This window comes from Streptomyces sp. NBC_00670 (assembly GCF_036226765.1).
Taxonomy (GTDB): Bacteria; Actinomycetota; Actinomycetes; order Streptomycetales; family Streptomycetaceae; genus Streptomyces.
The window spans coordinates 7,356,534-7,381,282 of record NZ_CP109017.1; the positions used below are offsets into that span (position 1 = coordinate 7,356,534).

Sequence of the window (24,749 nt, forward strand, 5' to 3'; positions counted from 1 at the left end):
GTAGCAGCCGGCCACCCGCCGCTCCCATGCCACCACCGCACCCACCGGAGGGTCCACGCCATGCAGTACCGCACGCTGGGCAGTACCGGCGTCCAGGTCAGCTCGTTCTGCCTGGGCGCGATGATGTTCGGCCAGTGGGGTAACCCCGACCACGACGACGCGGCCGCCATCGTCCGCACGGCGCTCGACGCGGGCGTCAACCTCATCGACACCGCCGACGTGTACTCCGGCGGCGAGTCGGAGGTCATCGTCGGCAAGGCGATCGCCGGACGGCGCGATGACGTCGTCCTCGCCACCAAGGTGTCCAGCCCCATGGGCCCCGGCCGCAACGAGCGCGGCGCCTCGCGGCGCTGGATCGTCAAGGCCTGCGAGGCGAGCCTGCGCCGCCTCGGCACCGACCACATCGACCTCTACCAGGTGCACCGGCCCGACCCCACGGCCGACCTCGACGAGACCCTGGGCGCCCTCTCCGACCTCGTCCGCGCGGGAAAGATCCGCTACGCGGGCTCCTCCACCTTCGCCCCCTCGGCGATCGTCCGGGCGCAGTGGACCGCCGAACGACGGCAGCGCGAGCGCTTCGTCTGCGAACAGCCGCCGTACTCCCTGCTGGCCCGGGGCATCGAGGCCGACGTCCTGCCCACCTGCGAGACGTACCGGATGGGCGTGCTCGCCTGGAGTCCGCTGGCCGGCGGCTGGCTCTCCGGCCGGCTGCACCAGGACGCGGCCGTCCTGTCCAGCCACCGCACCCGCACGATGCCGTTCCGCACCACCCTCTCCCACTACGATCTCGGCATCCCGGGCAACCGCGCCAAGCTCGACGCCGTCACGGAACTCGCCGGCATCGCCGCCGAGGCCGGACTGACCCTGATCCAGCTCGCCCTCGCCTTCGTCACCACCCACCCCGCGGTCACCGCGGCGATCATCGGCCCGCGCACCGCCGCACAACTGGAGGGCCAACTGAGCGCCGCCGACATCGTCCTGGAGCCCGCGGTCCTGGACCGCATCGACCGCGTCGTCGCACCGGGCACCGACCTCAACCCCGAGGACACCGGCTACGCGGCCGACATCCTGGCCGACCCGCGACGCCGCCGCCGCGCCGCCGTGTGATGACCCCCGCCGAGCCCGGCCCGCTCGGAGCACCCCGCCTCACGTACGGCACCCGCGCTCACACACGGCGCCCGTGCGACGGCCCCACCAGGCGGTCGCCGGAGAGCAGCGTGCCCGCCTGCTTGAGGTGCCGCAGCACGGGGGAGACCTCCATGCTCTGCAGGCCGGCCAGGGAGCCGACGCGGTCCGAGGTGAACTCGAAGAGTTCGTCGAGATCCCGGCAGTGCGCCACGGCGTGGACGTTGGACGGCCCGGAGACGGCCGCGGCGAAGGCGATCCCCGGTTCCCGCGCGAGGGCCCGCCCCACCTCCTTGACCGCCGACGGATGCACCCGCAGCCACAGATTGGCCCGCGCGTGATACCCGAGGGCGGCCGCGGCGATCTCCACGTCGATGTGGACGACCCCGCGCCGCAGCAGGGCGTCCAGGCGGCGGGAGACCCGCCCCGGCGTGGAGTCCGCCGCCGCGGCGAGGTCGACGAGACTGGCCCGGCCGTCCGCCGCGAGGGCCGCGCAGATCCGTTCGTCCCCGGCCGTCAGCACCGCCGGCTCCCGGGCGACGACGGGGACCTCGGCGAACGGGGAGCCGTCGCTGCCGAGCAGCGCCTCCTGCTCCGGGGACAGCACGCCGTGCAACGCCGCCCAGTAGTGGCCGCGGCCGCCCAGGAACTGACGGAGCATCGCGAAGGCGTTGATGTCGAGCACCGCCGCCGTGCGCGGCAGCCGCCGGCCGAGCAGCTCCTCGCGCTGCTCACGGCTGCGTGACTGGATCGCGCACGTGATCTCGTAACCGGCCGCGCTCAGGGCCACCCAGTTGACGTCCTCGCGTCCGGCCAGCGCGTCGGCGATCGCCGCGACGCTGCCCGGCCGGCAGCGCAGCCGCACCAGCCACCTGCTCTGCCCCAGCGCCCCCGGATTGACCACCCCGGCCACCCGCAGGACACCCTCGGCACGCAGCCGCCGGTACCGGCGATTGACAGCGCTTTCGGTAAGACCGACCGCGCCCGCGATCGCCGCGAAGGACGCCCGCGGAGCGATCTGCAACGCGCGGATGATCCGCACGTCCTCGGGCTGTACTGCGAAGGATTCCGACACTGAGGCACCCGGCATGACGGGAATCCTACAGAAGTGCCCCTCCGGCTCGTTCCGGCGACAGGGACGCGCACAGACTGGCCGCACACCACCGGCCGCCGAACGAACAGGACACCTCATGCCGTCGACCACCGGGAACCCGCCGAGCCCGCACACACCCACCGCACTCGTCGTCGGCGCCTCGCGCGGCCTCGGCCACGCGATCGCCGCCGAACTCCTCGACCGGGGATGGAACGTCATCGGCACCGTCCGTGACACCACCGCCCGCACCCCCCTGCACGACCTCGCCGACCGGTCCGGCGGGCGCGTCACCGTCGAACACCTCGACATCAACGAACCCGCCCACCTGCCACCCCTGCACGCACGCCTCGCCCCGCGCCGTCTCGACCTGCTCCTCGTCAACGCGGGCACCACCAACAACGTGGACACCCCGATCGGCGCGGTCCCGACGGCCGACTTCGTCGACATCATGGTCACCAACGCCCTCAGCCCGATGCGTGTCATCGAGGCACTGGAGGACCTCGTGTCCGACACCGGTCTCATCGGGGCGATGTCCTCCGGACAGGGCAGCATCACCCACAACACCAAGGGCGGCCGCGAGGTCTACCGGGGCAGCAAGGCCGCCCTCAACATGTTCATGCGCGGCTTCGCCGTCCGGCAGTCCGGGACACACCGCGCCCTCGTCCTCATGGCACCGGGCTGGATCCGCACCGCGCTCGGCGGACCCGACGCGCCGTACACCCTCGAGGAGAGCACCCCGCTGATCGTCGACGTCCTGCTCTCCCGGCTGGGCACGCCCGGCCTGGCCTACCTGGACCGGACGGGCGGGACCGTGCCCTGGTGAGCGGCGTGTCCCCGGTGTCCATGCCCGGGCGGCCGGCCCGACGCCCGCTCACTGCCTGTATTACGGTGCGGAATACATGCCGTACGACGAGGGGGAGCGACGGATGAGCGAGGCGCTGGTGCTGGGCGGCGGGGGCGTGGCCGGGATCGCGTGGACCACCGGGGTGCTTGCCGGACTGGCCGACGCGGGGCGCGACGTCACCGGGGCCGACCTGCTGGTGGGAACGTCGGCGGGCGCCACCGTGGCGGCGCAGCTCGGGAGCGGACTGCCCCTGGAGGAGCTCTACGCCCGGCAGACCGACCCCGCGCGGCAGTCCGCCGAGATCATGGCCGACTGGGACATGGAGTCCTTCGGCGCCGAACTGGCCGGTGTGCTCGCCGACGCGGCCGACATCCCGGCGATGCGGCGCGCGGTGGGGAAGCTGGCGCTGGACGCCGTGACCGTGCCGGAGCCCGAGCGGCGGGCGGTGATCGAGTCACGGTTGCCGTCGCACGAGTGGCCCGGTCGCACCCTGCACGTCGTCGCGGTGGAGGCGGGAAATGGCGAACCCCGGGTGTTCGACCGCACGTCCGGGGTGGGCCTGGTCGACGCGGTCGCCGCGAGCTGTGCCGTGCCCGGCGTGTGGCCGCCGGTGACGATCGACGGGCTCCGGTACGTCGACGGCGGCGTCCGCTCGCTCGCCAACGCCGACTACGCGGCCGGCGCCTCGCGTGTACTGGTGATCGTGCCGATGGGCGGCGCCGAGCTGTTCCCCAGCGAGGCCCCGCTGGAGGCGACGGTGGCGGAACTGCGCGCGCACGGCACGGACGTCCTGGTCGTCGAGCCCGACGAGGCGTCGCTCACGGCCATGGGCACCAACCCCCTGGACCCCACCACCCGGGCACCGGCCGCCGAGGCGGGACGCGCGCAGGGGCGGAGCCTGGAGCTGCCCTGGCGCTGAGGAGGACGAGCCCGGCCGGCCCCCCGCCGGCCGGCCGGTGCCGTCAGGCGGCCCGGGACCGGCTCCCTCCGGACGGCGTCCGTCAGCCGCCTGCGGGTCCGGCGGAGCCTGTGCGTCCGGCACCTGCGGGTCCGGCACCTGAGGGGCCAATGTGCATGTCGTGCATGTACTCCCAGAAGCTCGCGTGCCGTACGGGCGGGGCGGCGCGCCAGCCCGCCCAGGTGTACACGGCCCACTCGCCATGCTCGTCCGCGTCCTCGGGATCCATGAGCACGTAAAGGGCGTCGGACTCGACGTCCAGCTGAAGCCCGCTCCGCCAGATGGCCGCCTCCCGCCGCTCCTCGGCAGTGGCGTCCTCCTCCAGGTACTCCGCGAAGTCGTCGGCGAGTCCGGAGTCGTTGTCGTGCCAGCGGGCCTCCGCCGTGCCCGCGAGCAGCCAGACGAAGCCGCCCGCGTGCCGCCAGCCGTCGGTGACGGCGAGGAACTCCCGGTACGACGGAGGCATCCGACGGCCGAGGCGCGCCTCCATGGCGGTGATCCGCTCCTCGGAGGCGGGTGGGAACTCCGTCATGCTCCAGATGCTGCCACCCACCACTGACAACGCCCCGGCGGCCGCCGGGCCCGCGGGCTCTCCCGCTGCCACAGCTTCTGCCGCGTCTCTTGACACCTTGTCATGACCGCCCGGACACTCCGTGCGTGGGAGAGCGCTCTCCCAGTTTCTCCCGCGCTCCCCCACGACCCCTCACGACCTCCACCACCCCCACTCCAGGAGGTTTCCATGCCACGCAGATCCAAGGCCCTCTCCGGAACGCTGATCGCGGGCGCGCTGCTGTGCGCCACGCTCGGCGCCGGCGGCATCGCCGCGACCGCCGGGGCGGCGGCCCCCGGCACGACGGCCCCCGCGTCGCACACCGCTGCCCACTCGGGTCATCCCGGCGGCTCGAGCCATGCCATGGCCGCGTCCATGAAGTTCACCGCGGCCTCCCCGGACGACCCCGACGGCGACGGCTACATCCCGGCGAACCCGCCGGTCACCGGTGTCACCCCGTCGACGCAGGACCCGCCGCACCGCTACTTCCACGAGTTCCAGGCCAACTGCGGCGTCACCCACACCGCTCCCGACGACCCGATCGTCTTCCCGCAGCAGCCGGGCAAGTCCCATGACCACACGTTCATGGGCAACACCACCACCGACGCCTACAGTTCGACCGCCTCGCTGGCCGCGGGCGGCACCACCTGCAAGGCACCCGGCGACCTCTCCGGCTACTGGATGCCCACCCTGCTGAACGACGGCAAGCCGGTGCTGCCGGTCGGCCCCCAGACGATCTACTACAAGGCCGGAGTCACCGACTACACCAGCGTCCGTCCCTTCCCCAAGGGCCTGCGGTTCGTGGTCGGCAGCCCGATGCAGAGTGCCGCCGAGTTCCGCGACCACCCCGGCTTCGTCGAGGGCTGGGAGTGCGGTGACAGCTACTTCAACACCGAGTTCCCGGCGAGCTGCCCGAGCCGCGCCGACGTCCAGCTCAACATCCGCTTCCAGGCGCCCAGTTGCTGGGACGGCACGTACCTGGACACGCCCGATCACAAGAGTCACATGGCCTATCCGGTGGTCAAGCCCGGCACCAACGACAACGTCTGCCCCGCCGACCACCCCGTGGCGCTGCCCATGATCGAGTTCAAGATGGCGTTCCCGGTCAACGGCGACATGTCACGGGTCACGCTGGCCAGCGGCTCCGGGCACAGCTTCCACTACGACTTCTTCAACGCCTGGGACGACGCCACGCTGAAGGCCCTGGTCGACCACTGCCTCGTCGGCGGACTGCAGTGCGACGCACGCGGCTACGACCAGACGCACCCGGAGGCGGGAGCGGCGCTCGACGAGAACTACCGGCTCCCGTAACCCCCGAGAAGGACACCGTGACCCCACCACGCACCCGTACCCGCCGCCTCCTGACCCCCCTCACCGTCGGCGCCCTCCTGGCCGGCGCCCTGGCGGCACTCCCCGCGACCGCGGCGCACGCCGCCGGCAGCGTCGTCAAGGTGACCGGCTCCCAGGGACACTGGCAGCTCACCGTCGACGGAAGCCCGTACCAGGTCAAGGGCCTCACCTGGGGCCCGGCCGTCGCCGACGCCGAGAAGTACCTGCCCGATCTGCGGTCCATGGGCGTCAACACGATCCGCACCTGGGGCACCGACGCCTCCAGCAAGCCCCTGTTCGACGCCGCCGCCGCGCACGGCATCAAGGTCGTCGCCGGGTTCTGGCTCCAGCCCGGCGGCGGCCCCGGCTCCGGCGGCTGCGTCGACTACCTCACCGACACCTCGTACAAGAACCAGGTGCTCGAGGAGTTCCCCCAGTGGGCGCGGACCTACAAGGACAACCCCGGCGTCCTGATGTGGGACGTCGGCAACGAGTCCGTGCTCGGTCTGCAGAACTGCTACAGCGGGGCCGAACTGGAGCGTCAGCGCGACGCCTACACCACCCTCGTCAACGACATCACCAAGAAGATCCACGCCGTCGACCCCAACCACCCGGTCACCTCCACCGACGCCTGGGTCGGCGCCTGGCCGTACTACAGGAAGAACGCGCCCGACCTCGACCTGTACGCCGTCAACTCCTACAACGGTGTCTGCGACGTCAAGGCCGCCTGGGAGCAAGGGGGTTACACCAAGCCCTACCTCGTCACCGAGACCGGTCCGGCAGGGGAGTGGGAGGTGCCCGACGACGCCAACGGCGTCCCGCAGGAGCCGGGCGACCGGGCCAAGGCCGACGGCTACACCAGGGCGTGGGGCTGCGTCACCGGACACGAGGGCGTCGCGCTCGGCGCCACCATGTTCCACTACGGCACCGAGTACGACTTCGGCGGCATCTGGTTCAACCTGCTGCCCGCCGGGCAGAAGCGGCTGTCGTACTACGCGGTGAAGCGGGCCTACGGCAAGGACACCTCACACGACAACACCCCGCCCGTCATCGGCGACCTGTCCGTCGAGGGCGGCGCGGGCGCGGTGCCGGCCGGACGCGCGGTGACCCTGGACGTCCGGGCGAGCGACCCCGACGGCGATCCGATCACCTACGAGGTCCTGGACAACAGCAACTACCTCGACGGCAGCAAGCAGTTGAACTCCCTGCTGTTCACCAGCCCGGGCACGGGACGGCTCACGTTCACGGCACCCGACCGGCCGGGCGTGTGGAAGGTGTACGTCAAGGCGACCGACGGACACGGCAACGTCGGCGTCGAGACCCGCTCCATCCGCGTCGTCCCGCCCGAGGTCGGCGGTACCAACCTGGCACTGCGCAGGCCCGCCACCGCCTCCTCCTTCCAGCCGAGCTACGGCGACTGCCCCTGCACGGCCGCCAACGCGGTCGACGGCGACCCCGCCACCCGGTGGGCCAGCGACTGGAGCGACCCGCAGTGGCTCCAGGTCGACGTCGGCACCCGCACCTCGTTCCGGCACGTACAACTGGTGTGGGAGTCCTCCTACGCCAAGGCGTACACCGTCCAGACCTCCGACGACGGACAGTCGTGGCGGACCGTGCGCACGGTGACGGACGGCAACGGCGGCGTCGACGACTTCGACGTCACCGGCACCGGCCGCTACGTCCGCGTCAACGGCACGGCACGCGGCACCGGCTACGGCTACTCGCTGTACGAGTTCGGCGTCTACGCCTGAGAGGCGGCCGGGGGAGCGCTCTGTGCCAAGTGATCGTCACGCGGTTAAGGTGCGTGGCATGAGCAGGAGGGCTCCCACGCTGGAGGACGTCGCCCGGGAGGCAGGGGTGTCCCGGGCGACCGTCTCCCGGGTCGTCAACGGCATCCGCAATGTGGACCCGGCGATCCAGGACGTGGTGCGCCGGGCCATCGCACACACCGGCTACGCCCCCAACCGGGCGGCCCGTTCGCTGGTGACGCGGCGCGCCGAGACCGTCGCCCTGGTGGTGTCCGGGGCGGGCGAGCCCCCGGACGACACCCAGGAGGCGTTCGCCGCCCGGGTGTTCACCGATCCCTTCTTCGGCCGGGTGGTGGCCGGCGTCGTCGGCTATCTGCGACCGCACTCGATGTACCCGGTGCTGATGTTCGCCGACTCGCCGCAGGACCGGCACGAGGTGCTGACCTATCTGCGGCAGGGCCGCGCCGACGGCGCCCTCGTCGTCTCCACCCACGCCGACGACCCGCTGCCCGCGCTCCTGGCCGAACAGGCCCTCCCCGCCGTCCTGTTCGCCCGCCCGACGCGCCAGGTGCCGCTCAGCCACGTGGACCTGGACCACCGCGCCGGCGGCCGGCTCGCCGCCGGGCACCTCCTGGCGCGCGGCTGCCGGCGGCCGGCCACCGTGTCCGGGCCGCTGGACGTCGGCGCGAGCCGGGAGCGCCTCGCCGGTTTCCGCGAGGCACTCGCCGACGCGGGACACGAGACGGTCCCCGTCGCGGAGGGCGGCTTCACGCACGACAGCGGCGTCGCCGCCATGGCGCGGCTGCTCGCCGAAGTACCCGACGTGGACGGTGTCTTCGCGGCCAACGACCTGATGGCGCAGGGCGCCTGCGAGGTGCTGCGCGAGCACGGCAGGCGGGTGCCCGAGGACGTCGCCGTGGTCGGGTTCGACGACTCCGCCGTCGCCAGGACGTCCCGCCCCGCGCTGACCACGGTCCGGCAGCCCGTGGAGGACATGGCGGCCCGGATGGCCCGCCTCCTCGACGAGCACGTGCGGGGCGAGCGCACCGAACCGGCGTCGGTGGTCTTCGCCCCGGAGCTGGTCGTGCGCGACTCCGCGTGAGAACGTGCGTGCGTCGCGCTCAGGCGTCCTGCGGATACCAGCGCAGCTCCACCGTGTTGCCGTCCGGGTCCTCGACGTAGAGGGAGAGGGCCGTGCCCCGGGCGCCGAAGCGTTCGCCGGGGCCGTCCAGCACGGTGAAGACCCCGGAGTCGACGACCTCCTGCCAGTCGAGCGGTTCGACCACCAGACAGAGGTGGTCGACGTTGGACGAGCCCTTCGGCTGCCCGGCGGGCGCCTCGACGAGGTCGATGATGCTGTTCTGGCTGATCCGCACGGAGGGGAACGGCGCCCGGCCCGCCCGCCATTCCTCCACCCGTACCGGGGCCAGGCCCAGCGGCCCGGTGTAGAAGGCGAGTGAGCGCTCGATGTCGGCGACGTTCAGGACGAGGTGGTCGAAGGCGATCACGCGCATGGAGGTCTCCCGGGTGACAGTGGGGCGCCGAAGCGGTGACGGCGGAAGTGTGCCGCCGTGTTCAGCATGGCCGCGCGGCCGTCCATCGGTCCAACACATGCTTGTCATCCGATCCATCGTGTTCCACGATCAGTCGCATGGACCTCCAGCAGATGCGCTACGTCGTGGCGGTCGCCGAGACCGGCGGCTTCACCCGCGCCGCCGAGCGGTGCCACGTCGTGCAGTCCGCGCTCAGCCACCAAGTGGCGAAACTGGAGCGGGAGTTGGGTGCCCGGCTGTTCGAGCGGACCAGCCGCCGGGTGCGGCTCACCCCCGCCGGTGAGGCCTTCCTGCCGGCCGCCCGGCAGGCCCTGGAGGCGGCCGGGCGCGCCCGTGCGGAGGTGGCTGCGGCCGCCGGCGAGATACGCGGCACGCTCACCCTCGGCTCCATCCCCACCGTCGCGGCCGTCGACCTCCCGGCGGTGCTCCGCGACTACCGGCTGCGCTATCCGCACGTCCGGATCAGCCTGCGCACGGGCTCCAGCGAGCGGTTCGTCGAGCAGGTGCGCGACGGCACACTCGACGCGGCACTGCTCGGCGTACCGTCGGGATTCCGGCCGCGGGGCGTGCGGGACCGGGAGCTCGGCCAGGGCCGGCACGTCGCCGTGGTCGCCCCCGGCCATCCGCTGGCGGCGGAGGGCGAGGTGGACCTGCACCGCCTCGCCGACGAGGTGTTCGTGGACTTCGCCGACGGCAGCGCCGCCCGCGCCCAGTCGGACCGGGCCTTCGCGGCGGCGGGCCTGCGGCGCGAGGTCGCCTTCGAGGTGTCCGGCGTCGAACTCATGGTCCGCATGGTCCGCCACGGCCTCGGCATCGCCCTGCTGCCCGAGCCGTTCACCGCCGAACTGCACGGTGTGCGGTGCGTCGCGCTCACCGACGGCCCGGTACGCGTCGAACACCTCATCTGGAGCCGCCTGCCACCGCCGCCCGCTGCCGCCGCGTTCCTCGCACTGCTGGACACCGGCACACCGCCCGCACCGCACTGACCCCCGCCACCCGACCACCGCATACGAGCACTCGACCGAAAGGCGCACTCCCGCATGTCCGTCATCCATCGCACCACCCTCACCCCCACCAAGCTGGAACTGCTCATCTCCTGGCTGCCCACCCGGCCCTGGTACCAACGAGGCACTTCCGAGCCGGAGTTGGCGAAGGCCGGCGGCTTCCGGCTGGACGATCCGGAGGGCGAGGTCGGCATCGAGTTCATGGTGGTCACCGACACCGACACCGACACCGACACCGACAGCGCGCACCAGGTCACCTACCTGGTGCCGCTCACCTACCGCGGTGCCCCGCTCGACGGCGCGGAGCACGCCCTCCTCGGCACCACCGAACACGGAGTGCTCGGACGGCGCTGGGTGTACGACGGCTGTCACGACCCCGTACTGGTCCGCCAGTTGACGGCGCTGCTCGAAGGGCGGGCGCAGCCGCAGATGCAGAGCGTCAGCGACACCGCCGACCCGGACGTCCTCGTCTCCCACACCGCCGACAGGCCCCTCCCCGCCGACTTCACCGTCACCGACGAACCGGAGCGGACCGTACTGACCGCGCCGCGGGGCACGACGCTGCACCTGCACCGGGTACTGCGGCCCACCCCGGCCGAGTCGCCCTCCGCGTTCCCGGAGGCGGCCGGTCACGTCACCGCGGGCTGGCAGCCGCCGAACGGCGATCCCGTCCGGGGGGTGTTCGCCGTGCTGTACGACAGGCCGTAGCCGCCGTCGTCACCGCGCCCGCGCCGCCCCGTCCAGCGCCCGTCGGGCCGCCGCCACGAGGGCGGGGTCGGTGACGAAGTGGGTGTCCTCGTCGGGGGAGGTCCCCGCGGCGCCGAGCGGAGTCCAGGCGCCCGCGCGGCGGGGCTCGGCGCGGGCCTTGGCCGAGAGGTGCACCGCCGCGACCCCCGCGCCGACCAGCGCGGGGATGTCCTCGACGCGCACGCCGCCGCCCGCCATGACCTCCAGCCCGGGGGCCGCGGCGACCATCCCGGCGAGCGTGGTCAGCCCCTCCGCGGCGGTGGCCGCACCCCCCGAGCCGAGCACCCGGGTGACACCGAGCGGGAGCAGCAGTGCGGCGGTGGCGACCGGGTCGGCGGACTGGTCGACCGCCCGGTGCAGGGTGACCTCGACGGAGCCTCCCCGGTCGTGGGCGGCGTCGGCGAGGCGGGCGACGGCATCGGTGTCGAGGACGCCCTCGGCGGTGAGCGCGCCGACGACCACTCCGGCCGCGCCGGACGCGACGACGGAGCGGACCTCGGCGACCATGAGGGCGATCTCCTCCGCGTCGTACACGAAGTCGCCGGGGCGGCACCGCACCAGGGCCTGCACCGGTGGTCCGACGGCCGCGGCCGCCTCCACCGTGGCCGCCGACGGTGTCAGACCGCCCAGTTCGAGCCCGGTGCACAGCTCGACACGGTCGGCGCCGTGCGCGCGGGCGGTCCGGGCACCGGCCGGGGAGGTGACGGCGATCTCCAGAGACACGGGCGCGGTCCCGGCGACGCGGGGGACACCCGCCGGAGCTCCGAGCGGGGCGCCGGTCACTCGTCCTCCCCGGTGAGCGGCAGGTCGGAGGCCGGGATGATCCGCGCCGTCAGGTCCGGCTCTGCCATGTCGCGGTCGAAGGGGAACAGGGGGCGGCGGACGCGGCGGTGGCCGAGCCGCAGCAGGTCCTGGTCGACGCCGCCGGGGGTGAGCGCCATCTTCCAGCCCACGGCCATGTCGAACAGTTCCGGCTCCAGATAGCCGATCTTGACGATGACGAGGTCGGCGGAGCGCGGGTCCAGGTCCAGGTCGGTGAAGTCGTGCTCGTGGTGGTACGGCTTGCGCAGCCGGGTGAGGATCGCGTACACGCTGCCGACCCGGATCACGACCTCCGTCCCGGCGTCACGGTCGCCGTGCCGGATCGCGTGCACCACGCCGGTGAGGGTGACGGGCCCGGCGCGCCGGTCGTCCACCTCCGCCCCGGCGGTGACGGTGACCGTGGCTCCCACCCCGGCGGCGACGGCGGCGTCCACGGCGGCGGGGCCCGGCACCGAGGCGTAGAGCACCGTCGGACCGTCGTCCTTCTGGAACTCCGGGCGCTGAAGGAGACGGGTCAGGCCCCAGGTGACGTCGCCGGCGCCGCCCGCGGTCGGATTGTCGCCGGTGTCGCTGATGAAGTACGGCCGGTCCGGCGAGTCCAGGGCCTCGTCGAGGAGGGCGTCGAACGTGCCGGTGGGGGCGACGAAGGCGAAGTCGTGGCGGGCGTCCCAGAAGCCGCGTGCGAGGCGTTCGGCACCGGATGCCACGGCGTCCCGGTCGGTTCCGGTGACGACGACGGCCGCGCGGTTGCGGGGCTCGTCGGCCCAGGCGTAGCCCACCCATATCGCCGCGTCGATGACGCCGTCCAGGGCCTCGACCTCGTCGACCGCCGCGTAGACGCTCCGCGCGGGCTCGATGCGGGTGGAGGTCTGCTCCCCGGCCAGCAGCACCGGCACCGGCACCCACGCCTTGACCGGCCGCGGGCCGCCGGAGGCGAGCAGGCCGACCAGGTTGCGCACGGCGCGCTCCTTGGTCTCCAGGTGGTCCTCGTGCGGGGCCATCCGGTAACACGTGATCAGGTCGCTGCGGTGGGCCAGTTCGCGGGAGACGTTGCCGTGCAGGTCCATGGAGGTGGAGACGAGGACGTCGGAGCCGACGGTGGCGCGGATGCGCTCCAGCAGGACGGCCTCGGCGTCGTCGACGCCCTCCACGGTCATCGCGCCGTGGATGTCGTACCAGAGGCCGTCGAGCCGGGGGAGCGCGGCCAGGCGGTCGATGAGCTCGTCGGTGAGCGCGGACCAGGCGGCGGCGGTGACGGTGCCGCCGGGCAGCGACTTGCCCACCAGCGCCCCGTGCCAGTCGGCCGCCTCGCGCAGCTCCTCGCCCGGGGCGAGGAAGGGGTAGCGGTCGAAAATTGCGTCGCCGCGCGAGGGGTGGAAGGCGGCGGCCTCGGTGCGGGCCGGGGAGAAGGTGGACGACTCGATGCCGAGCCCGGCGACGGCGATGACGGGGCGGGCGGAGGTGACGGGGGCGGCGGAAGTTTCCGACATGGTTCTCCGTACGGGACGTGGGTGGCTCAGGGGATGCGGGGCGCGAGGCGGTCGGGCCGCCCGGTGCCGGATCCGCCGGCGCCGAAGCCGCGCAGGGCGTCGGCCATCGCGCGCTGGAGCGCGAACTGTCCGGCGCCGACGACACCGGCGTCCGCGCCGAGGCGGGCGCGTTCGATGGTGAGGTGCTCGGTGACCAGCGGATGGCAGCTCTCGTAGAGCCGGCTGCGGACGGCGGCGACGAAGGGCTCCAGGGTGGAGAGGATGCCGCCCAGGTACACGGCGTCCGGGTTGAAGAAGTTGACGTTGGCGGCGAGGACCTGACCGAGGTGCTCCCCGGCCCGGCGCACCGCGCGCGTCGCCTCGGGGTCGGCGTCGGCGGCGAGCCGCACCACGTCCTCGGGGCTGTCGACGTCGGCGCCGCGCTCGCGCAGGATGCGCACCAGCGCCGCCCCGGAGGCCACCGTCTCCAGACAGCCCGTCTTGCCGCAGGAGCAGGGGATGTCGGCGGCGCCGTCGATGCGGATGTGGGTGATGTCGCCGGCGGCGCCGGTGGCGCCCCGGTAGAGGTGGCCGTCGACGATGACACCGGCGCCGATCGCCGAGCCGATCTTCACCATGATCGACTGGCGGTGTTCGGCGGGCCGCACGGTGTGTTCGCCCATCGCCATGCAGTTGGCGTCGTTCTCCACGGCGGTCGCCACGCCGAAGCGGTCGCGCAGCCAGTCGGCGACGGGGAAGCGGTTCCAGCCCGGCATCCGGGAGGGCAGCATGACGGTCCTGGACCGGGCGTCGACCGGTCCGGGCAGCGAGAGTCCGACACCGCACAGCCGGTCGAGGCCCTGCTCCTCCGCCAGCGCCTGAAGCGTGTCCGCGAGCCGCGGCAGCGCCTCCTCGGGGCCGTCGGCGATGACGAACGGCACGGTGGTGACCCGGTCGAGCCGGCCGCCGGGCAGCACCGCGCCGATCCGGGCGTGCCGGCCGCCGAGGTCGGCGGCGACCGCGAACTCGTCGGTCCCGCCGAGGCGCAGCACCTTGCGCGGACGCCCGCCGGTGGACGAGTGGGTGCCCTCCTCCGCGATCAGCCCGCGCTCCACCAACTGCCCCACGGTGAGGGAGATGGTCGAGGGGGCCGCGCCGAGCAGGGCGGCGAGTTCCGCGCGTGAGGAGGCCTGGCCCGAGGCCACGAGCTCCAGGACCCGGGCGGCGAGCGGGGAGTTCCCCTTCACGGACTTCCCCTTCACGGGCTGGTCCCTCCCGGGCTGTTCCTTCACGGGCCGGCGGTTCCGCGCACTTATTTCAGTCATGTACGAAGTAACTTCCGCAACGGTGGGTGTGGCGAAGACAGTACGCCCGCGAGACGCGGACGGGAACCGTCTTCCGGACGGCAATACGAGGGTGGGAAACGGTGTGAATCGCTATAAACACGGCGAAATTGCAACGGGGCATGGACTCGTGAGACTTCCGTCGAGCCCGCAGAAACTTAGTTTTTACCGATCCTTGTTTGTTCGTTCGGCATGTGGGACGTTGACTGTCGTGCATGCAGCGCCGGTTCCCGCGGCGCCCGCCCCGGCTGTCGTCGGGGCCCCTCACGGGTCCTTCCACTTCGAGGAGAGTCATGTTTCCTGCTCGCACGGCGACCGGCCGCCGCTGGGCCCTGGTCGCGGGTGCCGCCGTCATCTCCGGCGCGCTGCTCACCGGTTGTTCCGGGGGCGGCGACTCGTCGTCCGGCGGACACTCGGCGGACAGCATCAACTACGCGCTCCCGGCCAACTTCACGCCGAACTGGATACTGCCGATCGGCACGGCCGCGCACCTCAACACCAACAACTCCTCCATATCCCAGGTTCTCTGGGAGCCGCTCATCGCCTACGACGGCTCCACCGGTGAGGTCGGCTGGAACAAGGACAACTCCCTCGCCACGGCGGCGCGGTTCGCCAAGGACAACCGAAGCGTGACGATCACCCTCGGCAACCGGCACTGGAGCGACGGCAAGCCGGTCACCTCACGCGACGTGGAGTTCTGGTTCAACCTGGTCAAGGCCGACAAGGCCGACTGGGCAAGCTACAGCCCGGGCAAGGCACCGGACAACTGGACCTCATTCAAGACCGTCGACGACACGCACTTCACCCTCACCTTCGACAAGGCGTACAACCAACAGTGGATGCTCGCCAACGAGTTGAGCATGATCCGCCCCATGCCGCAGCACGTCTGGGACAAGACGGGCGACTCCGCCACCGTCTCCGACCAGGACCGCACCGCGGCCGGCGCCAAGAAGGTGTGGGCGTACCTCAACAAGGCCGCCAAGAACATCTCCGGCTACGCGAGCGACCCGCTCTGGAAGACGGTCAGCGGGCCGTACACCCTCAAGTCCTTCTCCACCGCGGGCAAGGTCCAGCTCACCGCCAACGCCAAGTACGACGGCGGCGGCAAGGCCCACATCAAGAACGTCAACCTCCTGCCGTTCACCACCACGGACGCCGAGGCCAACGCGCTGCGGGCCGGCACGGTCGACTACGGCTACATCAACGCCACCGACCTCGGCCAGGAGGCCTCCTTCAAGTCCCGGGGCTACAGCATCAAGCCGTGGGCGGGCTGGGCGATCACCTACATGCCCTACAACTTCAACAACCCCGCCATGGGCGCCGTCTTCAAGCAGCTCTACGCCCGCCAGGCGATCCAGATGTCGGTGGACCAGAAGAGCCTGTCCAAGGTCATCTTCAACGGCACGGCCGTGCCCACCTTCGGCCCGATCCCGCAGGGGCAGACCTCCGACTTCGTCTCCCCGGTGCAGAAGAACAACCCCTACCCCTTCGACACCGCCAAGGCCAAGCAGCTGCTGACCTCGCACGGCTGGACCGAGCAGGGCGGCACCATGGTGTGCACGGACCCGGGCAGCGGCGACGACCAGTGCGGCAAGGGCGTGGACAAGGGCACCACGTTCCGTATGCAGGTGCTGTCGCAGTCCGGCTCGGCCGTCACCGACAACATGATGAGCGCCCTGCAGTCCTCCTTCGCGAAGACCGGCATCAAGTTCTCCATCAAGACCGCACCGGTCAACTCCGTGCTCTCGCAGTCCGGTCAGTGCAAGCCCGAGGACTCCGGCTGCAAGTGGCAGCTCTCCTTCTTCGGCACCGCCGGCAGTTGGTACTTCCCGGCCTACCCGAGCGGCGACTCGCTCTTCCAGACCGGCGGCGGCTCCAACTTCGGCAGCTACTCCAACCCCGCGGTGGACAAGCTGATCAGCCGCACCACCACCTCCGAGTCCACCGAGGCCGTCCAGGAGTACAGCGCCGCCCTGGCCAAGGACCTCCCGGTGATCTGGCTGCCGGAACCCGACTACCAGGTCTCCGTGGTCAAGAACGGGCTCGGCGGCTTCGCCCAGGACTCCCTCGCCAACTTCCACCCCGCCATGTGGAAGTGGACCGGCAAGTGAGCCCGGCCGGTGACCCCGCGCACCCCTGAGCCGAAGCGACCGGAAACCACATGAGCACTTCCACGTTCCTGATCAGACGCGTCCTCCAGGCACTCGCCGTCGTCGTCATCGTGACGATCGTCGTCTTCGCCCTGCTGCACGCCCTGCCCGGCGGCCCCGCCCGCGGCATCCTCGGCCCCCAGGCCACCGCCCAGCAGATCGCCCGCTTCAACCACGAACAGGGCCTCGACAAGCCGCTGCCCGTCCAGTACCTCTACTACCTCAACCAGCTGGTGCACGGTGACCTCGGCACCTCGTACACCCTCAACGCGCCGGTCTCCCAGCTCATCCAGGAGCGGCTGCCCAAGACCCTCGTCCTCACCGTCCTGTCCGCCGTCATCGGGCTGCTCCTGGCGATCCCGCTCGGCATGTGGCAGGCCGTGCGGCGCAACCGGCCGGTGGACTACGTCATCACCACGCTGAGCTTCATCGCCTACTCCACGCCCGTCTACTTCCTCGGACTCATCCTCGTCCTGGTGTTCAGCCAGGTACTGCCCTGGTTCCCCTCCCAGGCACCCCAGGGCGACTCCCTCGCCGACGTGTTCTCCGATCCGCAGGCCCTCGTCCTGCCGGTGGTCGCCGGCGCCGCCTCCATGATCGCGGTGTTCAGCCGCTACATGCGCGCCGCCACCCTGGAGAACCTCTCCGAGGACTACGTCAGGACCGCGCGGGCCGGCGGCGCCCGCTCCCGCGCCATCCTGCGCAAGCACGTCTTCCGCAACTCCCTGACCCCGGTGGTCGCCATGCTCGGCTACTACGTGCCCGTCCTCTTCGGCGGTGCGCTGGTGGTGGAGCAGCTCTTCAACTACCCCGGCATGGGGCTGCTGTTCTGGTCCGCCGCGCAGGCCTCGGACTACCCGGTCCTGCTCGGCTGCGTCCTCGTCATCGCCATCGCCACCGTGGTCGGCACCCTGCTCGCCGACATCGTCCAGCGGATCATCGACCCCCGAGTGAAGGCAGGCAGGGCATGAGCGCCATCCTCCAGCCGGCCGAACTGCCCGGCGCGACCGAGACCCCCACCGAGGCCGCCTCCGGCGTCCGGCTCGCCGTCCGGCGCTTCCTGCGCAACCGGCTCGCCGTCGCCGGGCTGTGCGTCGTCGTCTTCTTCGTCCTGTTCTGCTTCGTGGGCCCGCTGCTGTACTCCACGGACCAGACCCACACCGCGCTGCGACAGGTCAACCTCTCGCCGAGCGGCGCGCACTGGCTCGGCACCGACGCCGTCGGCCACGACGAACTGGGCCGGCTCATGTACGGCGGCAAGGTCTCCCTCGTGGTCGGCCTCGCCGCGGGCATCCTGGCCACCGTCATCGGCACCCTGTGGGGCGCCGCCGCGGGGTACGCGGGCGGGTGGATCGACGCGGTCATGATGCGGATCGTGGACGCCGGCATCGCCATCCCCGCCCTGTTCATCCTGCTCGTCGTCTCCGCGATCACCACGCCAGGGCTGGCGGGGATGATCCTCATCCTCGGCCTGGTGTCCTGGCTCGTGCCCTCCCGGCTCATCCGGGCCGAGACCCTGAGCCTGAAGAACCGCGACTACGTCCTCACCCTGCGCGCCATCGGCGGCACCCACGCCCGCGCCATCCTGCGGCACATCCTGCCCAACTCCGTCTCCACCATCGTCGTCGCCACCACCTTCCAGATCGCCGACGCCATCCTCCTCGTCGCCTACGTCTCCTACCTCGGCCTCGGCGTACAGCCGCCGGCCACCGACTGGGGCGGGATGCTCTCGGCGGGGCTCAACGCCGCCTACTCCGGCTACTGGTGGCTCATCCTGCCGCCGGGCCTGGCCATCATCCTGGTGGTGTGGGCGTTCAACGCGATCGGGGACGGGCTCCGTGACGCATTCGACGTGAGGGGACGAGGATGACCGCCGCCCACCGCAACGGCGCCGCTGCGGCCGCCGAGCCGATTCTCGAACTCGACGACCTCGGCGTCGTCTTCACCACCGAGTCCGGGCAGGTGCCCGCCGTGCGCGGCGTGTCCCTGCGGGTCCGGCCCGGCGAGACCCTCGCCCTGGTCGGCGAGTCGGGCTCGGGCAAGTCCACGGTCGCGCTCGCCGCGATGGGGCTGCTGTCCGGCAACGCCCGCGCCACCGGCCGGGCCGCCGTCGCCGGCACCGACGTCGTCGGCGCGGACGAGGCCGGGCTCGCCCGGCTGCGCGGCCGGACCGTCTCCATGGTGTTCCAGGAGCCGGCCACCGCGCTCGACCCGCTCACCCGGATCGGCAAGCAGATCACCGAGGTGATCCGCAACCACCACGACGTCTCCGCGCGGGACGCCGCCGCCCGCGCCGTCGACCTGCTGCGCCGGGTCGGCATCCCCGAGCCGGAGCGGCGCGCGGCCGCCTACCCCTTCCAGCTCTCCGGCGGCCAGCGCCAGCGGGTCGTCATCGCCATGGCCATCGCCAACGACCCCGCCCTGCTGATCGCCGACGAGCCGACCACCGCACTCGACGTCACCGTGCAGGCCGAGATCCTCGACCTGCTCCGCCGCCTCGCCGCCGAGACCGGCACGGGGGTCCTGCTCGTCACGCACAACATGGGCGTCGTCGCGGACTTCGCCGACCGGGTCGCCGTGATGTACCACGGCGAGATAGTCGAGACCGGCTCGGTGGAGGACGTCCTCCTCCACCCCACCCACGACTACACCCGCCGCCTCCTCGCGGCGGTCCCGAGACTGTCGGTCGCACCCGCCGACGAAACGCCACGGCCGGTCCCGGCCCGGCCCCGGACCGACGGCGCGCCCGGGAAGGCCCCGGCGCCCCCGGCCCACAGTGCGGGGGCCGGCCCGGACGATGCGGCCGGGCACTCCGACGGCGCGGAGACGACGGCCGACGGCTCGTCCGTGCGTCCGGAGACGACGGCCGCGGGCTCGGTGAGTCCGGACGCCGGCGCGAGCCCGGATACGACGGCACCCGCACCCAGCGGCGTGCCGCCGGAGGCGGCGGCGCGCCCTGCGGCCGCGGGGCCGCACGACAGGGCCGCACGTCCGGAGCGCGGCGACGGGCCGACCGGCGGTGCCCGCCCGGCCGCGGCGGAGTCCGCGGTCACCGACGGGCGTCCGGCCGCCACGTTCGACGGCGTACGGACGGAAGCCGTGGCCGCGCGTTCGGCTGGGGAGGGCGGGGGCCCCGACGTCGCTTCGGCCGGTGTGCCCGTGGTCGAGCTCGACGGCATCTCCGTCGTGTTCGGGCGGGGCAAGCGTGCCGTGCGCGCGCTGGACGGCGTGTCGTTCGTCGTGCGGCCCGGGGAAACCCTGGGGCTGGTGGGGGAGTCGGGGTCCGGGAAGTCCACCGCGGCGCGGGTCGCGCTCGGGCTGATCGGCCCGAGTTCCGGGACCGTCTCCCTGTTCGGTGCCGACCTCGGCCGCAGCCGCGCCCGCGCCCGGCGGGAGCTGCGGGCCGGAATCGGCGTGGTGCTCCAGGACCCGGTCGCCTCGCTCGACGCGCGGATGACCGTCGGGGAGTGCGTCGCCGAGCCGTTGCGCGTGCACCGCCGGGAGCTGTCCGCGCGGGAGCGGCGCGCCCGCGTCGAGGACGTGCTCGAACGGGTCCGGCTGCCGCGCGACCTGGCACGCCGCGCCCCCGGCGAGCTGTCCGGCGGACAGCGCCAGCGGGTCAGCCTGGCCCGCGCCCTCGTGCTCGAACCCCGGCTGCTCGTCGCCGACGAACCCACCAGCGCGCTCGACGTGAGCGTTCAGGAGTCCGTCCTGGAGGTCATCACCGAGCTCCAGGAGGACCTCGGCTTCGCCTGCCTGTTCGTCTCCCACGACCTCGCCGTCGTCCAGCACTTCGCCCGCCGGGTCGCCGTCATGCGGGCCGGGCGGATCGAGGAGCAGGGACCCACCGGCGAGACGCTGCTGCACCCGGAGACCGACTACACCCGACGGCTGCTGGCCGCCGCCCCGGTCCCCGACCCGGTGGTCCAGCGTGCCCGCAGGGCCGAACGCCTGGCCGCCCTCGCGGCCGGACGTACGGAGGGCGGGGCGTGAGCGACCGCATCCTGTACGCCGGTGTGGACATCGGCGGCACCACCACCCAGGTCGTCCTCTGCGACGAGACGCTCACGGTCCTGGACCGGGCCGAGACCACCACCCCGGCCGCCCGCGGCGGCCGGGCGATGATCGACGCCGCGCTCGGCGCACTGGCCCCGCTGCTGCGGAGCACACCCGGCCGGCTGGCCGGAACCGGCGTCGGCGCGGCCGGCCTGGTGGACCCCGCCGAGGGCCGCATCCTGGTCGCCAGTGACTCCTTCCGCGACTGGTCCGGCTTCCCGGTCACCGCCGCGGTCGCGGACGCCCTCGGCGTACCGGCGTACCTCGACAACGACGTCAACGCCTTCCTGCGCGGCGAGGCGTCCTCGGGCGCGGTCCGGGGCGAACCGGACGTCCTCGGCATCACCCTCGGTACGGGGGTGGGCGGCGCCCTGTGGACGGGCGGCCGCCTGTTCACCGGACCGCACGGCGCGGCCGGCGAGATCGGGCACATCCCCGGCTTCGGCGACCTGCCCTGCACCTGCGGAGGCCGCGGCCATCTGGAGACCCTGGCCTCCGGCCGCTCGCTCACCGCCCGGTACGCCGACCGGACCGGCCGTACGCTCACCGCGCACGAGGTCGCGGACGCGGCCGGCCGCGGCGACGAGGACGCCCGCGCGGTGTACGACGCCGCCGGTGCCGGGCTCGCCCGGGCGGTCGTCATGACCGCCGGGCTCGTGGACCTCACCACGGTGGTGATCGGCGGCGGCGTCAGCCGCGCCTGGCACCTGCTGGAGCCGGCGATACGCGCACGGCTCGCCGAGGAACCCCCGGTCAGCGGCCACCCGGTCCGCCTGGTCCGCTCCGGCCTCGGCGCCGACGCGGTCCCGGTCGGCGCGGCGGCACTGGCCCGCCGGGGGGCGGCCCGGGACGGCCGCCGTCCCGACCCGGCGCCGGCTCCGTAACCGCGCCCCCCGGGGCACGGCTCGGCCGCGGGGGCCCGCGCACACCGCGTGCGCGGGCCCCGTCCTCACCCGGCGGTCACGCCCCGGGCACCGTGTCCTCGAACACCGTCCCCGCCGCCCGGTACGCGGCGACCTTCGCCGCCACCTGCGCCGGCGTCAGCACCTGGTCCTTCACATGCAGGACGTAGTCGATCTTCTCGTCGTACGCCCGCGCACTCGTGCTCGACTGTCCGCCGAAGTCGATCAGCCACTGGTTGAAGTTGATCGACATCGGCCGCTCGGGCAGGTACTGCGCGTCATGCGTGCCGAACAGCTGCCCGTCGATGTAGTACCGGATGACGCTGTTGTCGAGGGTGAGCACCAGGTCGTGCCAGCCGTCGTAGCTCTGCCGGCCCTCCGTGTGCTGGTTCACCGCCTGCCACGGGTCCGGGTTGTAGGTCTCCCAGGACGTCGTGTACAGGATGTTCGACGACTCGCCCCAGCCGCCGTTGGGCAGGTACTCGAAGTCGTACTCCGAGTAGTCGTCGGCCATGGGCGCCTTGAGGTCGTTGATGGTGAAGAACGTCTGGACGAGGTGGTCACCGTCCGGCCCGCTCTTCGGGGCGTCGCTGAACCGCACCCGCGCCGCGTAGGTGCCGTTCTTGAACTTCAGCGCCTTGGTGAGGACTTCGGTCTGTTTCGTGTTCTCGCCCGCACCCGCCGTCGACGTCTCCAGGTTCATCACGGAGTTGCCGCCCGAGGAGGAGAACGTCACGTTCTGCGGCGCCCAGGTCGCCCCCGGGATCCCGGGGCCGCCGGAGTTGGAGCGCACGCTCCAGCCGTTGGCCGAGATCTTCGGGTCGTTGTACGCCGAGTAGTTGAAGTCGTCGAACAGGGCCGTCCCCGCGGAGGGGTCACCCGGGTCGCCCGGGTCCCCGGGGTCTCCGGGATCGCCCGGGTCGCCGGGGTCGTTGCCCTCGGGCGCCGTCCCCCACACCGTCGCGCCGCCGACCTGGGCGGTGACCTTCGTCCAGTTCGCGTACGACGTCTGGCCCGCGCCGAAGGAGTAGTCGTCGCTCTGGTTGAGCGGCTGCCAGTCGGAACGGTAGAACCGCAGTTGCAGATCGCCGGAGTCGGCGCCCGGGGCGAGCGTGCCCGCGCCGGAGGTGAAGCCGATCTCCAGATAGCGGTCGGCGTTCGCGGTGGGGTGCGCGAGGGTGCCGAACGTGCCGGTGACGTTGCCGCAGCCCTTGACCGCCCACGAGCAGGCGAACCGGTAGCCCGCCGACGCCGAGTCGGCCCTGAAGTAGTAGCGCACCTTCACCGCGCTCAGGGACACCGCCGAGTCACCGGTGTTGCGCACCTTCAGCCAGGGCTCCGCCTGGTCGGAACCCGTGGAGCCGGTGTGGTACTGCACGCTCACCCCGCTCGTGGCCGCGCCGGCGCTCGACGGGAGCGCGACGAGGCCCACGGCGCCGAGCACGGCGGCGACGGCGCAGGTGAGGGTTCTGCCGGGGGTCGTCCTTGTCATGGCTGTTCCTTTCCGGAACTGTGGGGGGCGGGGAGGTGGGGATGGAGCGGCCCGTGGCGCACGCCGAGCGCGGTGAGGCGCGGGGCGTGTGCCGTCAGGCGGTGGTGGAAGTGGGGCCAGGACGCGGCGCCGTACCAGGCCCGGTCGGCGAACGCGCACAGGCGGGGGAAGGCCAGATGGTCGAGGTGTTCCGGGGCGGACACGAACTCGGTCCACAACGCGGCCTGTACGCCGATGAGTTCACCGGTCGTGCCGCTGCTGTCCGGCACGGCGTGCTCGTGGACCGCGCGCAGGTCGACGACGGCTCCGGGCTGCGCCGGCGGTTCGGCGGGGGAGTCGGTCTGGGCGTAGTCGAGGTAGGCGGCACGGTGCTGCGCGCTGATCACCGCGTGTCCGCGTTTGAGGGCGATCCGGGTGTGCTCGGGTTCGCGCCAGGTCATCACCGTGAACTCCGGGGGCAGTCCCTCGCCGGTCTCCGCCCAGGCGATCGGGGTGCGGCCCCGCTCCAGCAGATGTGTGCCGACGCGGCGCAGGAACCAGCCGTGCAGCGCCTCCGTGTCCGCCAGCCCCTCGGCCGCCGCCCGTGCCCTGGCCACCGGGCTCGCCGCCCACTCGGTCGTCGGGCACTCGTCACCGCCGAGGTGGACGTGGGGGGAGGGGAAGACGTCGAGGACCTCGTCGAGGACGGTGCGGGCGAAGTCGAAGACCGGCTCGTGGACGCCGAGGACGGTGTCGCACACCCCCCACTCCGTCCACACGTCCACCCGCCGCCCCGGCACCGCGCCCAGCTCGGGCAGGGCGGCGATCGCGGCCCGGGAGTGCCCCGGCATCTCGATCTCCGGTACGACGGTGACCCCGCGCGCGGCGGCGTAGGCGACGAGACCGGTCAACTCCTCGCGGGTGTAGGCGCCTTCGTGCGGCACACCGTCGAAGACCGTGGACCCGGCGGGCCCCACCATCGACTCGGCACGCCGCCCGCCCACCTCGGTGAGCCGGGGGTAGGCCGCGACCGGCATCCGCCAGCCCTGGTCGTCGGTGAGGTGCAGTTGGAGCACGTTGAGCTTGTGCAGGGCGAGCAGGTCGACGTACCGGCGCAGCAGTGACACGGGCTGGAAGTGCCGGGCCACGTCGAGCATGAACCCGCGCCAGGGATGCCGGGGCACGTCGGTGATCTCCACGCAGGGCAGCCGCCGGACCGCACCGGGCGAGGGGCGCCCGGTCAGGGCCTCCGTCGGCAGCAGTTGCCGCAGCGTCTGGATGCCGCGCAGCAGCCCGGTGACCTGGCCGGCCCGCAGGAGGACGGCGTCGGGTGCGACGGTGAGGCCGTACCCCTCCGCGCCGAGCCCCGTCAGCTGTGGGTCGAGCGCCAGTACGAAGGGGCCGTCGGGGGAGGGCGGGAAGGCGAGACCGGTGGGCGGTCCGACGAGGGTGCGCAGCAGGGCGGCGGCGGGCTCGGCGCCGGGGGAGATCCGCAGCGACGTGTCCCGGCGCAGGGTGAAGAAGCCGGGCCTGTGTGCGAGTTGGGTGGGCTGGGGGATCAGTACGCGTCGGGATGCGGGCACCG

20 protein-coding genes and 1 pseudogene are annotated in these 24,749 nt (G+C 72.8%); 13 read left to right on the forward strand and 8 right to left on the reverse strand.

The genetic code is table 11. The features are described 5' to 3' along the window. Positions 1-60 precede the first annotated feature (60 nt). Positions 61-1,107 (forward strand): aldo/keto reductase, encoded by a 1,047-nt coding sequence (locus tag OIE12_RS32355; protein ID WP_329141507.1) that lies wholly within the window; start codon positions 61-63, stop codon positions 1,105-1,107. A 58-nt stretch (positions 1,108-1,165) separates the two neighbouring features. On the opposite strand, the gene OIE12_RS32360 is transcribed toward OIE12_RS32355, so the two are convergent. Further along, positions 1,166-2,215: an Lrp/AsnC family transcriptional regulator gene (locus tag OIE12_RS32360; protein ID WP_329141508.1), complete on the reverse strand. Its 1,050-nt coding sequence runs from the start codon at positions 2,213-2,215 to the stop codon at positions 1,166-1,168. Between the two features lie 100 nt (positions 2,216-2,315). Here OIE12_RS32360 and OIE12_RS32365 point away from each other — a divergent pair, with 100 nt between their 5' ends. Together OIE12_RS32365 and OIE12_RS32370 are read left to right on the forward strand one after the other, a co-directional pair. Continuing rightward, positions 2,316-3,041 carry an SDR family NAD(P)-dependent oxidoreductase gene (locus OIE12_RS32365; RefSeq protein ID WP_329141509.1) on the forward strand — a complete coding sequence of 242 codons (726 nt, stop codon included), beginning with the start codon at positions 2,316-2,318 and terminating at the stop codon, positions 3,039-3,041. Between the two features lie 103 nt (positions 3,042-3,144). Beyond that, complete coding sequence (locus OIE12_RS32370) at positions 3,145-3,981, forward strand: patatin-like phospholipase family protein (protein WP_329142361.1); 837 nt, start codon at positions 3,145-3,147, stop codon at positions 3,979-3,981. Positions 3,982-4,132: 151 nt separating this feature from the next. Here the strand turns inward: OIE12_RS32370 and OIE12_RS32375 are convergent. Beyond that, a pseudogene (locus tag OIE12_RS32375) lies at positions 4,133-4,540 on the reverse strand (SMI1/KNR4 family protein); the annotation flags it as partial. A 219-nt stretch (positions 4,541-4,759) separates the two neighbouring features. Between OIE12_RS32375 and OIE12_RS32380 the strand changes: the two are divergent. The 3 genes from OIE12_RS32380 to OIE12_RS32390 are packed head-to-tail and all read left to right on the forward strand — an operon-like array spanning position 4,760 to position 8,749. After that, positions 4,760-5,881, forward strand: coding sequence for a DUF1996 domain-containing protein (locus OIE12_RS32380; protein ID WP_329141510.1), 1,122 nt, complete (start codon positions 4,760-4,762; stop codon positions 5,879-5,881). Between the two features lie 17 nt (positions 5,882-5,898). After that, a complete protein-coding gene (locus tag OIE12_RS32385) occupies positions 5,899-7,650 on the forward strand; it encodes a discoidin domain-containing protein (protein WP_329141511.1) in 1,752 nt (583 codons plus the stop codon). A gap of 58 nt (positions 7,651-7,708) precedes the next feature. Next, positions 7,709-8,749 (forward strand): LacI family DNA-binding transcriptional regulator, encoded by a 1,041-nt coding sequence (locus OIE12_RS32390; RefSeq protein ID WP_329141512.1) that lies wholly within the window; start codon positions 7,709-7,711, stop codon positions 8,747-8,749. A gap of 19 nt (positions 8,750-8,768) precedes the next feature. On the opposite strand, the gene OIE12_RS32395 is transcribed toward OIE12_RS32390, so the two are convergent. After that, positions 8,769-9,161 (reverse strand): VOC family protein, encoded by a 393-nt coding sequence (locus tag OIE12_RS32395; RefSeq protein ID WP_329141513.1) that lies wholly within the window; start codon positions 9,159-9,161, stop codon positions 8,769-8,771. A 137-nt stretch (positions 9,162-9,298) separates the two neighbouring features. On the opposite strand from OIE12_RS32395, the gene OIE12_RS32400 reads away from it, so the two are divergent. Together OIE12_RS32400 and OIE12_RS32405 are read left to right on the forward strand one after the other, a co-directional pair. Then, entirely contained in the window at positions 9,299-10,186 is an 888-nt protein-coding gene (locus OIE12_RS32400; RefSeq protein ID WP_329141514.1) for a LysR family transcriptional regulator, read from the forward strand. Between the two features lie 54 nt (positions 10,187-10,240). Further along, a complete protein-coding gene (locus tag OIE12_RS32405) occupies positions 10,241-10,912 on the forward strand; it encodes a maltokinase N-terminal cap-like domain-containing protein (protein ID WP_329141515.1) in 672 nt (223 codons plus the stop codon). 9 nt (positions 10,913-10,921) lie between these two features. On the opposite strand, the gene OIE12_RS32410 is transcribed toward OIE12_RS32405, so the two are convergent. Genes OIE12_RS32410 through OIE12_RS32420 form a run of 3 tightly spaced genes read right to left on the reverse strand, consistent with a single transcriptional unit; the run spans position 10,922 to position 14,489 of the window. Continuing rightward, positions 10,922-11,674: a copper homeostasis protein CutC gene (locus tag OIE12_RS32410; protein WP_329141516.1), complete on the reverse strand. Its 753-nt coding sequence runs from the start codon at positions 11,672-11,674 to the stop codon at positions 10,922-10,924. 56 nt (positions 11,675-11,730) lie between these two features. Further along, the gene (locus OIE12_RS32415) at positions 11,731-13,263 is read right to left on the reverse strand and encodes a M81 family metallopeptidase (protein WP_329141517.1); all 1,533 of its coding nucleotides are present in this window, start codon (positions 13,261-13,263) and stop codon (positions 11,731-11,733) included. 26 nt (positions 13,264-13,289) lie between these two features. Continuing rightward, entirely contained in the window at positions 13,290-14,489 is a 1,200-nt protein-coding gene (locus OIE12_RS32420) for an ROK family protein (RefSeq protein ID WP_329141518.1), read from the reverse strand. A 389-nt stretch (positions 14,490-14,878) separates the two neighbouring features. On the opposite strand from OIE12_RS32420, the gene OIE12_RS32425 reads away from it, so the two are divergent. Genes OIE12_RS32425 through OIE12_RS32445 form a run of 5 tightly spaced genes read left to right on the forward strand, consistent with a single transcriptional unit; the run spans position 14,879 to position 21,675 of the window. Then, entirely contained in the window at positions 14,879-16,696 is a 1,818-nt protein-coding gene (locus OIE12_RS32425; RefSeq protein WP_329141519.1) for a peptide ABC transporter substrate-binding protein, read from the forward strand. Between the two features lie 50 nt (positions 16,697-16,746). After that, positions 16,747-17,706 (forward strand): ABC transporter permease, encoded by a 960-nt coding sequence (locus OIE12_RS32430; protein WP_329141520.1) that lies wholly within the window; start codon positions 16,747-16,749, stop codon positions 17,704-17,706. Further along, positions 17,703-18,605: an ABC transporter permease gene (locus OIE12_RS32435; RefSeq protein WP_329141521.1), complete on the forward strand. Its 903-nt coding sequence runs from the start codon at positions 17,703-17,705 to the stop codon at positions 18,603-18,605. The genes OIE12_RS32430 and OIE12_RS32435 overlap by 4 nt, the downstream gene beginning before the upstream one ends. Next, on the forward strand, positions 18,602-20,728 hold the full coding sequence (locus OIE12_RS32440; RefSeq protein ID WP_329141522.1) for an ABC transporter ATP-binding protein: 2,127 nt from the start codon (positions 18,602-18,604) through the stop codon (positions 20,726-20,728). The genes OIE12_RS32435 and OIE12_RS32440 overlap by 4 nt, the downstream gene beginning before the upstream one ends. After that, positions 20,725-21,675 carry an ROK family protein gene (locus OIE12_RS32445; RefSeq protein WP_329141523.1) on the forward strand — a complete coding sequence of 317 codons (951 nt, stop codon included), beginning with the start codon at positions 20,725-20,727 and terminating at the stop codon, positions 21,673-21,675. The genes OIE12_RS32440 and OIE12_RS32445 overlap by 4 nt, the downstream gene beginning before the upstream one ends. A 76-nt stretch (positions 21,676-21,751) precedes the next feature. On the opposite strand, the gene OIE12_RS32450 is transcribed toward OIE12_RS32445, so the two are convergent. Both OIE12_RS32450 and OIE12_RS32455 read right to left on the reverse strand, forming a co-directional pair. Continuing rightward, positions 21,752-23,185 (reverse strand): cellulose binding domain-containing protein, encoded by a 1,434-nt coding sequence (locus OIE12_RS32450; RefSeq protein WP_329141524.1) that lies wholly within the window; start codon positions 23,183-23,185, stop codon positions 21,752-21,754. Beyond that, complete coding sequence (locus OIE12_RS32455; RefSeq protein ID WP_329141525.1) at positions 23,182-24,747, reverse strand: beta-N-acetylhexosaminidase; 1,566 nt, start codon at positions 24,745-24,747, stop codon at positions 23,182-23,184. Before OIE12_RS32455 ends, OIE12_RS32450 begins: the two co-directional genes overlap by 4 nt. Between the last annotated feature and the right edge of the window lie 2 nt (positions 24,748-24,749).